The organism is Bacillus cereus group sp. N24, assembly GCF_016483345.1.
Taxonomy (GTDB): Bacteria; Bacillota; Bacilli; order Bacillales; family Bacillaceae_G; genus Bacillus_A; species Bacillus_A toyonensis.
In genome coordinates, this window is sequence record NZ_JAEHCA010000008.1 from 43,084 (window position 1) to 56,685 (window position 13,602).

The window sequence follows — 13,602 nt, forward strand, 5'->3', positions numbered from 1 at the left end:
AGTAATGGACATTTTCAATAAAACTGTTCATGGTCAGAGAAAACGTATTTTGTTACCATTAATTTTATCGACACAATGTCGATAAATCAAGGTATCGATGAAGGAGATTACCAATGCAAAAGGAAATATCAGAAAGAAATAAAAAAATTATATTAGTTGTCCTCATTTCCGGCTGTTTTCTATCAACGTTAAATCAGACGCTATTAAATGTGGCGATGAGTAATTTAATGGAGGTATTTGATGTAACAGCTGCAACAGTGCAATGGCTATCAACAGGCTTTATGCTCATAAATGGTGTTCTAGTTCCAATTACTGCATTTTTAATGAAACGATTTACAACAAGGCAGCTATTTATTAGCTCAATGCTCTCTTTGTTTATTGGGACCGTTCTCTGTGCATGCGCCATGAATTTTAGCATTTTGTTAACAGGAAGAATGATTCAAGCAGTTGGAGCAGGAATTATTATGCCACTCATGATGACTATTATTTTATATTTGTACCCTAGTGAAAAACGCGGAAGTATTATGGGGACCATCGGATTCGCTATAATTTTTGCGCCAGCTATCGCTCCAACTTTATCTGGCTTTATTATTGAATACGTATCATGGAGATGGCTATTTATTGGATTAGCTCCATTTATATTCATCGTAATTATTCTCGCGCTTAAATATTTAATGAATGTTGTAAATACAACAAAAGCAAAATTAGATATCATAAGTGTCATTTTATCAACGATTGGCTTTGGTTGTGTTATATACGGATTCAGTAGCGCAGGAAGTAAAGGATGGAATCATCCCGTTGTTATTACAACAATTACTATCGGTATCATCGTTACTGCTTTATTCTGTTTACGTCAAATAAAGTCTAATGATCCATTATTGAATTTATCAGTATTTAAATATAAAGTTTTCACTCTTACTTCCGTCATTAACGTACTCATTACGATGATTATGTATGCAGATTTAATTCTATTACCAATTTACTTACAAAACGGACGAGGTTTTACTGCATTTGAATCAGGTTTACTTCTATTACCTGGAGCTGTCATTAATGCCTTCTTATCACCTATCACAGGCAAAATGTTTGATAAATATGGAGCGAAACCACTCTTTATTACCGGTTTAATCTGTGTCATTATTTCGATGTGGAGTGTAATTGATTTGACCGACTCCACAACTTATATGTATTTAATGGTTCGTACCATTATTTTACGAATTGGGTTAAGTTTCATTTCAATGCCTTTAAATACAGCCGGCTTAAACGCTTTGCCAATAAAACTTGGTTCACATGGTTCAGCAGTAAATAATACAATTCGCCAATTAGCAGGTGCGATTGGGACAGCAGTTATCATCACGGTGTATACAATTCAATCTATTTCACATATTTCACAGTTATCTAGTGGGAATGGAAATATAACAGCTATGCAAGTATCAAAATTATCTTCTATCTTCAGCTCAAGTGATGCATACATGTTTATGTTAGTCTTATCTTTTGTAGCTTTGATTATTGCATGTTTCACGCCTAAAAAAGTAATAATTAAAGATACGAAAGTAAATCTTCAAACAAAAAATGATTGTTAAAAATTAAGCACTTAAAAGATGGTTCCGGAATTGTACCGGAGCCATCTTTTTGAGTGCTTACGACCATAATTATAATCCTCGATTACTATTTGAAGAGATTGTATTTTAAAATTATGCTTTTAAATAATCCTTAGAATTCTTAATACTGAATAGCTTATAAGTACATATTAATCATAAGGAGTGATATGTATATGGATTTTCTTTCATCTGAATATTTGTCTGCCTTGCTTGCCATTATTGTAATTGATTTAGTGTTAGCTGGAGATAATGCCATCGTAATTGGATTAGCAGCAAGGCGATTACCGAAAGATCAACAAAAGAAAGTTATTATATGGGGAACTGTCGGGGCTATCGCTATTAGAGCCCTCGCTACCTTAATTGTCGTTTGGTTATTAAAAATACCAGGATTACTTCTAATTGGTGGTGTACTCCTCATATGGATTGCTTACAAATTAATTGCTGAGGGCAAAAATCATGATATTAAAGCTGAAGAAGGGTTTTGGTCTGCTATTAAAACCATTATCATTGCTGATGCGTTAATGGGCATTGATAATGTCCTCGCTGTTGCGGGAGCTGCGCATGGTAACTTTTCTTTAGTAATCATCGGATTATTAGTGTCTATTCCAGTAGTCGTATGGGGCAGTACATTAATTTTAAAATGGGTTGACCGTTTCCCTGTCATCATTACGATTGGAGCAGCTGTTTTAGCTTATACTGCCGCAAAAATGATTGTAGATGAGAAATGGTTCGCTGGATTTTTCGAAAGTAACCCTTTCATGAAATGGGCATTCATCATTATTATCATTATCGGTGTGGTATTCTTCGGAAAGATGAAACAAAAAACTAAAGATGATACTATATAATGTCAATGTAATTATAGTTACAAACAAAAGCGCTACTCATATGAGTAGCGCTTTTTCATATTTATTTAGCTTCCCCGTCTTCAGTCGTTTTTACCTTCGCTTTATTTTTATCACGATGGTTATAGTTATACTTTGAACGATCTACTGGAGTGAAGCCTTCTGGTGTGTAGAATCGTAATAAGTCACCATTTACGACTTGGTCAGAGTATTTTAATGAGTTTTGAACCATTTGTTCATTTTGTTTTATTTCATCTGTTAATTCTACAGGTTTTCCAGTTTTTGTATCATAATATTTTCCGTTCAATGCCGTAACTGTTGGGCTTACATAATTACCGTTACGGAATGGAACGACTTGTTTATGATCTGGTGATAATAAATCTGAACCGAATTGAACATAATTTTTCGTATCTGTACCTAGTAAGTGTAATAACGTTGGAAGAACGTCAATTTCACCGCCATATTGATGTTGTACGCCACCTTTCACTCCTGGTACACGAACGATTAATGGTACACGTTGTAACTGTGCATTTTCAAATGAGTTCATTTCTTTACCCATTACTTGTGACATTGCTGCATTATGGTTATCTGAAATACCGTAATGGTCACCATACATAACGATAATTGAGTTATCGTATAAACCAGATTGTTTCAAGTAATCGATGAACCCTTTTACAGACTCATCTAAATATCGTGCTGTTTGGAAATACGTATCTACTGATGAATCACCTGTTTTCGCCGGTTCAATCGTTGCTTCCGCTTTATCAATAGGATAAGGGAAATGGTTTGATAACGTAATGAACTTCGTATAGAACGGTTGTTTTAACGTTTGTAATAATGGAATTGATTCATTAAAGAACGGTTTATCTTTTAAGCCATAGTTTACAACGTCTTTTTCGTTCATATCATAGTATGACGCATCAAAGAATTTATTAAAACCAAATGATTTATAAATATCATCACGGTTCCAGAACGTTTTATAGTTACCGTGGAACACTGCTGAAGTGTATCCTTGTTGCCCTAAAATAGCTGGTGCCGATTGATACGTGTTATGAGCTTTATTTGTAAAAACAGATCCTTGTGGTAATCCGTACATTGAGTTTTCTAACATGAACTCCGCATCAGATGTTTTACCTTGTCCTGTTTGATGGAAGAAGTTATCAAAATATAACGTATTCGCATCTTTTGTAAATGAATTTAGAAAAGGTGTAACTTCTTGACCATTTAATTGATAATCGATTAAAAAGTTTTGGAATGACTCTAAATGAATATAAATTACGTTCATTCCTTTTCCTTTACCGAAGTACTCAGGATTTGGACTTGCATATGTTGATGCAAGATAATTTCTAACTTCTGTCATATTATCTCCATCAGCTAATGCTCGTTCTGTTGATGCTTTCGCACTTTGAATACCATCATAAATCGTATAATTGTATGCCCCTAAATATTTCACGATATAATTACGGTCAAACGTTCTTGTTAACAATTCAGGACGGTCAGATTCTGCAAGCCCTAGGTTCACACTGAATAATAAAATACCCGCTACAAATACTAGTGATAGTTTATGTTTCGCAACACGAATAGGTTTTGGGTTTGCAAATTTTGTTGCGACTAAAACAATTAAAATGATTGTATCTAAGAAATATAGTGGATCATATAAGTGTAGTAAAGCGAAAATACTACCACCTAAATCTCCAAAGTTATTCGTTTGTGTTAATGTCGGGAACGTAATAAAATCACTGAAAAAGCGATAATATACTACGTTTGCGTATAAAAGTATCGACAATAACAAATTAATAATAATTACCCAAATATAAGATCGTTTCCCTTTTGCAAATAATGCAAGTCCTAAAAATAGAACTGCTGAACTAAGCGGGTTAAAAAACAGCAAGAATTTTTGGATTGTGTTTGAAATTCCTAAATTAAATTCCGTTACATAGGCTGCATATGTTTTGAGCCATAATAAAATAACGGCAAACAGAAAGAATCCAAAATGATTACTTAACACACTTTTGCTCTTTAATAAGAATTGTTTCATTTCTCCACCTCTTTTGATCATCCAAGGCTTATTTTTTATAAGTCTGTCTCTCTATTCATTTTTTCTTCTTCAAATAGATTATTTTTATTTAACTATATGAAGAATATTAGTAATTATAATTTGAAGCTAGTATTTATTCAACTATTTCTTTCTAGACATTTTGACCTTGGTTTCTATTTAACAAAATACATTTGTAACATTTCCTGTTTTCTCCCAAGTTTCATCCACTAATTATGACACCACATACTATAAACCTTTATTCACTACTTCGCAAACTAATCTATCTCCATTTTTGGTACATTTTTCACATAAAAAAATAGTGTATTTTAATCTTATTACTCAAAATACACTTCTCCTGTTACAATTAACTCCTTCAATTCTATACACATTACATGTCATCTATATGTCAAAAATCTATGCAATCATAACATTACAACTTCTTACCACCATAAATGTTATATTTGAATAATTATTCATTTCGTACCTTGGTCTTCATCTCTTTTTAACAAAACCCCCGCTCTAACAAAGAGCGGGGGTTTTCATCATATATTATTGACCTTTATACATTGCATCTACTTGTTTTTGAAGTTCTTCATTTTCTAAGTACTCATCGTAAGTTGCCTCTTTATCGATTACACCGTTTGGTGTTACTTCGATAATGCGGTTTGCAATTGTTTGTACGAACTGATGGTCATGTGATGTGAATAACATTGTACCTTTGAATGCAATTAAACCGTTGTTTAATGCAGTGATAGACTCAAGGTCTAAATGGTTCGTCGGATCGTCAAGTGTGATTACGTTCGCACCACTTAACATCATTTTAGATAGCATACAACGAACTTTTTCGCCTCCAGATAATACAGAAACGTTCTTCTTAACTTCTTCACCTGAGAATAACATACGGCCTAAGAAACCACGTAAGAAGCTCTCTGACTCATCTTGTGGAGAGAATTGGCGTAACCAATCAACTAAGTTGAAGTCACTGTTCTCAAAGTATTTAGAGTTATCTCTTGGGAAATACGATTGAGATGTTGTAACACCCCATTTGAATGAACCGCTATCTGGCTCCATTTCACCCATAAGGATTTTAAATAATGTTGTCATCGCAATATCGTTACGACCGATAAATGCAACTTTATCACCTTTATTTAAAGTGAAGTACACATTATCTAACACTTTTTCGCCATCAATTGTTTTAGAAAGTCCTTCAACAGTTAATAAGTCATTTCCTATTTCACGCTCAGGTGTGAAACCAACGAATGGATAACGACGTGATGATGGTCTAATATCATCTAATGTAATTTTATCTAATAATTTTTTACGAGAAGTTGCTTGTTTCGCTTTAGATGCGTTTGAGCTAAAGCGTGCAATGAAGTTTTGTAACTCTTTTACTTTCTCTTCTTTTTTCTTATTAGCATCTTGTGTTAATTTTAAAGCTAATTGGCTTGACTCATACCAGAAGTCATAGTTACCAACATAAAGTTGAATTTTACCGAAATCAAGATCAGCCATGTGCGTACAAACTTTATTTAAGAAGTGACGGTCATGGGATACAACGATTACTGTATTTTCAAAGTTCATTAAGAAGTTCTCTAACCATTGAATCGCTTTTAAGTCCAAGTGGTTGGTAGGCTCATCTAGTAATAGAATGTCAGGTTTACCGAATAAAGCTTGAGCAAGTAATACTTTTACTTTCTCTGCCCCAGTTAATTCTGACAATTTCTTATCATGAAGATCTTCACCAATACCAAGTCCTTTTAGTAAGATTGCAGCTTCTGACTCAGCTTCCCAACCGTTAAGCTCAGCGAACTCACCTTCAAGTTCAGCAGCACGCATACCATCTTCATCACTAAAGTCTTCTTTCATGTAAATAGCATTTTTCTCTTGCATTACTTTATAAAGTTGCGTGTGACCCATAATTACTGTTTCTAATACTGGGAACTCTTCATATTCGAAGTGATTCTGTTTTAATACTGCTAGACGCTCACCTGGCGTAATATGTATGTCACCTGTTGATGGTTCGATTTCTCCAGATAAAATCTTTAGAAATGTTGATTTACCAGCACCGTTTGCTCCAATTAAACCGTAGCAATTACCTGGCGTGAATTTTATGTTAACATCTTCAAACAATTTGCGATCCGCGAAACGCAAACTAACGTTACTTACTGTAATCATTTGTGTCCTCCTACTAATACCGCTTATTTCAGCGTTTTCTCACCGATTGTCTTAAAAAATCGCATATTACGACTCAATTATTGTAGACTATAGCTATTATATAGTAGAAGCTGGATGAATAGCAACGGTTGATTACCTTTCTACAATGAAATCGGATAGTTTTTATCGATTCTCACTCTGTAATACATTGGATTAATTTCCTATTTTTAATTTTTATATACAGAAAAAACTGTAGAGAAAACATTCCCTACAGTTTTTTCTTATTTCGTATTTATTATTTTCTCTTTATAACTCTTCAATTTACTCGTTAACCCTATTAAAGCAGGTAACAATATCGGCATCACGATTAAAGCTAATAGTAATAGTGCAACGCCAACAACTGATGCTACTTGTATAAGTGTCAATACACCTGATGGAATTAATGCGGCAAATGTCCCGCCTAAAATTAGCGCCGCTGATAATACAACTCCTCCTATATGACGAGATGCAGTTACAATTTTCGTTACCGAATCCCCTTCTATCTCGTTATAGCGCATCATTACGAAAATACTATAATCCACTCCTAAAGCGACAATCATAATGAAGCTAAAGAATGGAACATTCCAGCTTAATGAATCTACATGTAATACATGTGCACTAATTTGTTCGCTTATACCAAGTGATGCAAAGTACGCTAATAGTAATGAGCCAATAATAAATATTGTGTTTAGTAATGAGCGTGTAATTACGATTAATACAATCGCAATTCCAATCAACATAATCGTAGCTGTACGTAAGAAATCTTGCCCGGTTACTTCCTTTAAATCAACATTTCTAGCTGTTGTCCCGCCGATCGCTTTTTTCGCCGTTTTTAATTCAGTACCATTTAGCGTACCATCTATCGTTTTATTAATTTCTTGAATGATTGGCATCGCTTCTTTTGAATACGGATTTACGTCTAAAATGATTGTCATTTTAGCAGTCTTTCTATCATGTGACATGTACGTATTCAATGCTTTTTGGAAATCTTCTCCCGCTAACACTTCTTTAGGAATATAAAATTTCTCAGAGCTTTTTGACTCATTAAGCTCGCCTAAATATTTCTGAGCATCCCCTAGGCCGTTACTTACTTTTCCAAGCCCTTCTGTACTTTTAGATAAGCCGGATTGTAATTGCCACATCTTTTCTTGCAGGTCTTTCAATCCAGTTAAAAGCTGCCCTTGCCCATCATTTATTTTTGTTAAGCCGGATTGTAGCTCAGATGATTTGTTTGCAATTTGTTTTGAACCTGTAGCTCCTTCGTTTAATCCAGTTTTTAGTCCGGCAGCTCCTTTTTGTAACTTGGTAACGCCATTATTCATTTCCTTTAAGCCGTTATCTACTTTCAGTAATGATTGATTCGCTTCTTTAAATGAATTCACCGCAGCTTTATGTTGCACTGCTAATTGATTTAATTCTTTTGAAAGTCCACTTAATTGCTTTTGAGCTTCCTTCGCAATTCCTATCGTTTGCTGTACATTAGGATCATTTGCTACTTCTGGTTTCGTTTGAATGAAATTAGTCATTAACACTTCAATTTGTTCATATCCTTTTTTCGCACCGTCAATCGCTTGAGAAATACTTCCGAAGTATTGATCGTAAGAACTTAAACCCTTTTCTAACTGTGCATAACCAGCATGAAGTTGTGACGTTGCACCCGATAGGACATTTATATTTTCATTTACTGAAGTTAACCCACTCTCAATTTGCTGCGCTCCTTGTGCACCTTCGTTTATGCCAGTGGATAATTGATTTAAAGCTGTTCCTAATGCTGATACTCCATTTTTCGCTTCGTTCGTTCCATCAATTAACTTTTGAATATTTGCAAGACTATTTGAGTCATTACTACCCATTTTATCTTTCGCATCCGTTAAGCCATCATTAATTTCCTTTATGCCACCATTGGCATCGCCTAAACCAGTATTTAGTTCTCCCGCTTGTTTATTTAAATATAATTCTTTTATCTTATCACCAGTTGGACGCGTCGGTGCATATACTTCTGAAACACCTTTAACTTTCGAAATTTTATCAGTTAATTCATCTAAAGTTTGCAGAGACGTTCCTTCATCTAATTTTTTGTTAGATTGAATCACTAACGTACTTGGTGAAGAAAATCCTGGTGGAAAATGTTCTTCTATCACATTAATACCCATTTTTGATTCATACTTATTATCCACTTCAAACAAATCATTGTAATTCAGTGTATTAGAGTATTTTAATACGAAAGGAATCGATATCACGAATACGATGATTAAAGCAACAAATGGTCTTGCTACTGAATTTTTAGCAAAGAATCCCCATAAACGGTTATCCTCATGACCTTTAAATGTTTTAACTGGATAAAACATTCCTTTTCCTAAAAGCACCATAAAAAATGGATTTAAAGTGGTTATTACGAGTAGTAATACTAAAACACCAATTGCTACCGCTGAAGTAGATTGATATAATTTAAAACTCGCTAAAGCAAGTGATGCAAAACCAATTAGCACCGCTATCCCGCTATATAAAACGGTTTTACCTGCCGATTTAAATGTTTCTTTCGTGGCCAAAAATGCATTTTCTTGTTTACTTAATTCTTCTTTAAACCTCGTATATAATAAAATGTTGTAATCTGTTCCTACTCCAAACAGTACGACAACTACAAACACTTGCGTAAAGTTAGAAAACGGAAAATTAAATTGATCTACAAGATGAGCAATAATACCCATTGAAACTAAATACGATATACCAACTGTAAGAAGAGAAACAATTGGAACAATTGGTGAACGGAATACAATGATTAATACTATAAGAATGAAAATGATTGAAATAACTTCAGTCTTTTTCACTCCCTCTTGAGAGGATGTAAGAAAATCACCCGCTATTAAGTCACTTCCTGTTAAGTACGTTTTTACTCCTTTCGTTTGCACTTTTTTATGAAGATTATTTGCAACTTTTGATATTTCACCATGCTTTTTATCTATTGATATTTGCGTTAAAATAGTCGTATTATCTTTAGAAACTAATTGTTTCTCCAATTCTTTATTATCTAAATGTGAAACAACTTCCTTAATTCCTAATTGCTCTTTTTCATTTTGCAAAGCGTTGATTGTTTTTGTTATTTCCTTTTTTTGCTCAGTAGTTAAAGCCGCTTTATTGCCACTATTAAATACGGCGATAACTTCGTATTTTTCAACCCCTTCTTTATCCATTTCTTTGATCATTTTGTCAGCAATACTGCTTTGTTCTGTATTAGGAATTGTAATTTTCCCTTTTTCCTTCACTAGTTTATCCATATTAGGCATCGTTACGACCATTGTAATAGTAATAACGATCCATAATAGAAAAGATAAACTTCTCCAACTTTTTAGGTTGCTCATTTCAATCATCTCCCGTTTTTAGCGTTTCATGTTAAATTCGGAATGAACATTCATTCCTATCCTTTTAAAACTATCATACTGGAATGAACGTTCATTCCTATCACCCTATTAAACTACCTTTAGCGGAATGAATGTTCATTCCTGTCCTTATAAAGCTATAGAATCAAATGATTCTAATAGCATTCCAACAACTTTCTTCCAGTTCTTTTACCAATTCTTCTGTATATTCTAATTGCCCTGTTTCCATTACTTTAATTAATTTTTCAATTGGTTGATATACAATGATAATTAAAGCAATTGGTGGTAATGGACGAAGAAAACCTTTTTCGATTCCATCTTCAATCAATTTCATAAAGAAACCCATAAAGTCCTCGAATATTTCATTACTATGCTCATCGAGAAAATAACTATCACAGTGAGAATTTGTAAAAAGAAAAGCATCTGCATTTTGTCTCGCAAATTCAAATAAACGGTTGTACGTATGGCTAAACTGTTCACGAATATTTGCATTGACTGGAAAATCGGTTTTTATTAATTCTGATAGTTGTAAAACGCTTTTCGTAAATAAAGAATTAACTAACGACTCTTTATTTTCAAAATAACGATAAATGGTACCTGCACCTACTTTTGCTTTTTCAGCAATCATCGGAATTGTTGTACCATCATAACCTCGCTCTGCAAAAAGTTGTATTGCAGCATCAAAAATGTCTTCTTGTTTGTTTTTAGCCATTTTTTCACCTCAATTTTCAGGAATGAAAATTCATTCCGCTTTTAATTATAAATTAGATGGATGAAAAGTCAAGCGCGCTACACAGTTCCGTTGTGTTTTTAATCCCGTATCTACGCAACTCAAATTTGATCAGCGATTTTCAAGATATATCGACTTAACGACAAAAAACAACAAAATAAGAGTGAACTGTATCAAAACTTTATTTGGTACAGTTCACTTTCAAATATACAATTAAAAGAAATCATAAATAAACGCTTCACGCACCGGGACTACATTTTCAAATGTTCGTATCTCCTCTTCGCTTCCACTAATTAATTCAAGCTTACTTAGCTCTAACGGACGTTTGTAGCCAAGCATTATTGTAGATAGCGCATTAATGTCCAGCTTTATTCCTTTATCTATTGTTTCTTCTTTCATAATTGTTATTTCATGATTTGCAAGTCTCACTGTTATGTTATTCCACTGAGCAAATGAATCTGTAATATGTAAGATCACTTCTTGCTGTACATTGTTCCAGTTCAACTCGTATTGTTTTAAGAACTTCTCCACATCTACAATTCTTCCCATAAAATATGGTTTTATTTCTGTCTTCACGCGTGGCTCTTGCAATGTATATAACAACGGTTCGTTTTCACTTACTGTCATTTCAAGTTCTTTAATCATAGAATCATGCTGGCAAATAAAGTTCCACAGACCATTTCGTGCTTCATTATGCAGTGGTACAAATTCTTCTACTGTCATTTTATAGTTTTCTATTTTATATAACATGTAACCAGCTGCCGTTTTATTTTCATCATAGTAAATCGCTAATGCTAAATCATCATAAACCACTTGTAACCACCAGTTCTTCTCTCGAACTAACATACCTGAAAAACGTTCTGCAAAAGTTTCATATAGCTTCTCGACTTCTTCTGGATGATTTTCTTTATTGAAACGTTTCACAGTGCCATTTACTTGTTTTTTCATAACTAAATCGCTCTTAGTCATATTACATACGAGAAGATTCGCACAAAGTTCCCAGCCGTATTTACGGTAAAATGAAACAGAAAATGGATGTAACATCGATACTGTATATCCATCTTTTTTCATCGTTTGAAGAGAATGCTGAAGTAATTCTTTTACATTCCCACTTCTTCTATACTCAGGATACGTCGCTACCCCTGCAACGCCGCCCATTTTAAATGTTTCTTTTCCTATGTATATATGAAATGGAATAAGATGTAGTTTTGCTGCTAAGTCTTCCCCTTCCATAATGCCGTATATTTCATGACTTTCTTTCATTCGAGTGATTTGCTGCTGCAATCGTTCCTCATTTACTTTATATTGAAAAGCGTATTCTGATAAACGTAATGCTTCTCTAAATTTATCTTCTTGTAATTGTATGACATTCATATAATTCTCCTCCATTCCCTGATTGAATTGTATCATAATTCTTACTATTGTAGTTCGGTATGTGAAATTACACAGACGTTTCAACAAAAAATATCGATTTTACAACAACCTAACATAAAAAAGCAGATACATAATGTATCTGCTTCTCATCACCTTATTTTGCTAACTTTTGAAGTTCTTCAAAGAATGTAGGGTATGATACGCCTACTGCTTCTGCATCTTCAATTGTTGTTTTTCCCTCTGCTAGACAGCCAGCAATCGCAAGCATCATTCCGATGCGGTGATCACCGTAACTATTTACTGTACTGCCTTTTAGAGCTGATTTTCCGTATATAATCATGCCATCATCAGTTGCTTCTATGCGAGCTCCTAGTTTCGTTAACTCCGCAACGACTGTATCAATACGGTTCGTTTCTTTTACTTTTAACTCGTGTGCATCTTTAATAACTGTAATACCTTCTGCTTGTGTTGCCGCTAAAGCGATAACTGGAATTTCATCGATTAGTCTTGGAATAATATCCCCACCAATTTCAATTCCTTTTAATGAAGATGTTTCAATCGTAATGTTTGCAGCTGGTTCTGATGCGCCTTCGTTAATCGGCTCTACAGTAAATGTAGCACCCATTTTCTCTAAAACATCAATAATACCTGTACGAGTTGGGTTCATTCCTACATTTTGTAATACTAGTTTACTATTTGGAATAATTGCTCCCGCTACTAAGAAAAATGCTGCTGATGATACGTCACCTGGTACTTGAACGTCTGTCGCTGTTAACTTCTGTCCACCTGCAAGTTTCACTGTTTTTCCCTCACGAGTTACGTTAACACCGAATGCTTCAAGCATTCTTTCCGTGTGATCACGCGAAATATGTGGTTCTGTAACAGCTGTTACACCTTCTGCCCGAAGACCTGCAAGTAAAATAGCTGACTTTACTTGTGCACTTGCAACAGGAGAAATATACTCAATTGCTTTTAAACCTCCGCCACGTATTGTGAGCGGCGTAAACGTTCCTTCTTCTCGGCCATCAATTTTTGCGCCCATTTGTTTTAATGGATTTGTAACACGTTTCATCGGTCTTTTTGCGATAGACGCATCACCTTGTACGCAAGAGAAAAATGGTGTATTTGCTAATATTCCTGACATTAATCGTATCGTTGTACCAGAATTACCAACATCTAATACAGCTTTCGGTTCTTGTAAGCCTTCAATTCCTTTTCCGACTACAGTTACTTCATCACCATTTTGCGTGATTTCTACTCCCATTTCCTTAAAGCACGAAATCGTACTTAAACAGTCTGCACCGGGCAAGAAACCTTTAATTGTCGTTTTTCCTTCTGCAATTGCGCCGAACATAACAGCACGATGTGAAATGGACTTATCACCTGGAATTGTAATGTTGCCGTTCAATCCGCTATTTATAGGTTGTATCGTTCTTTCTTTCACGTTTTC

The 13,602-nt window shown here is 34.4% G+C and carries 8 protein-coding genes; 2 read left to right on the forward strand and 6 right to left on the reverse strand.

Features of this window, described 5'->3' with window-relative positions:
• Nucleotides 1-113 precede the first annotated feature (113 nt).
• Both JDS95_RS14070 and JDS95_RS14075 read left to right on the forward strand, forming a co-directional pair.
• The gene (locus JDS95_RS14070) at nt 114-1,580 is read left to right on the forward strand and encodes a DHA2 family efflux MFS transporter permease subunit (RefSeq protein ID WP_144467088.1); all 1,467 of its coding nucleotides are present in this window, start codon (nt 114-116) and stop codon (nt 1,578-1,580) included.
• A gap of 191 nt (nt 1,581-1,771) precedes the next feature.
• Nucleotides 1,772-2,443, forward strand: coding sequence for a TerC family protein (locus JDS95_RS14075; RefSeq protein ID WP_000346961.1), 672 nt, complete (start codon nt 1,772-1,774; stop codon nt 2,441-2,443).
• Between the two features lie 61 nt (nt 2,444-2,504).
• Here JDS95_RS14075 and ltaS read toward each other — a convergent pair whose 3' ends face one another.
• The 6 genes from ltaS to aroA all read right to left on the reverse strand — a co-directional run bounded on the left by ltaS (nt 2,505) and on the right by aroA (nt 13,596).
• Complete coding sequence (gene ltaS, locus JDS95_RS14080) at nt 2,505-4,478, reverse strand: lipoteichoic acid synthase (protein WP_085450299.1); 1,974 nt, start codon at nt 4,476-4,478, stop codon at nt 2,505-2,507.
• A 549-nt stretch (nt 4,479-5,027) separates the two neighbouring features.
• Nucleotides 5,028-6,653, reverse strand: coding sequence for an ABC-F family ATP-binding cassette domain-containing protein (locus JDS95_RS14085; protein ID WP_000633859.1), 1,626 nt, complete (start codon nt 6,651-6,653; stop codon nt 5,028-5,030).
• 260 nt (nt 6,654-6,913) lie between these two features.
• The gene (locus JDS95_RS14090; protein WP_242474174.1) at nt 6,914-10,030 is read right to left on the reverse strand and encodes an MMPL family transporter; all 3,117 of its coding nucleotides are present in this window, start codon (nt 10,028-10,030) and stop codon (nt 6,914-6,916) included.
• A 163-nt stretch (nt 10,031-10,193) separates the two neighbouring features.
• Nucleotides 10,194-10,760 (reverse strand): TetR/AcrR family transcriptional regulator, encoded by a 567-nt coding sequence (locus JDS95_RS14095; protein ID WP_001107295.1) that lies wholly within the window; start codon nt 10,758-10,760, stop codon nt 10,194-10,196.
• 231 nt (nt 10,761-10,991) lie between these two features.
• Entirely contained in the window at nt 10,992-12,152 is a 1,161-nt protein-coding gene (locus JDS95_RS14100) for a GNAT family N-acetyltransferase (protein WP_001100937.1), read from the reverse strand.
• Nucleotides 12,153-12,306: 154 nt separating this feature from the next.
• The gene (gene aroA, locus JDS95_RS14105) at nt 12,307-13,596 is read right to left on the reverse strand and encodes a 3-phosphoshikimate 1-carboxyvinyltransferase (protein ID WP_000664601.1); all 1,290 of its coding nucleotides are present in this window, start codon (nt 13,594-13,596) and stop codon (nt 12,307-12,309) included.
• Nucleotides 13,597-13,602: the final 6 nt, after the last annotated feature.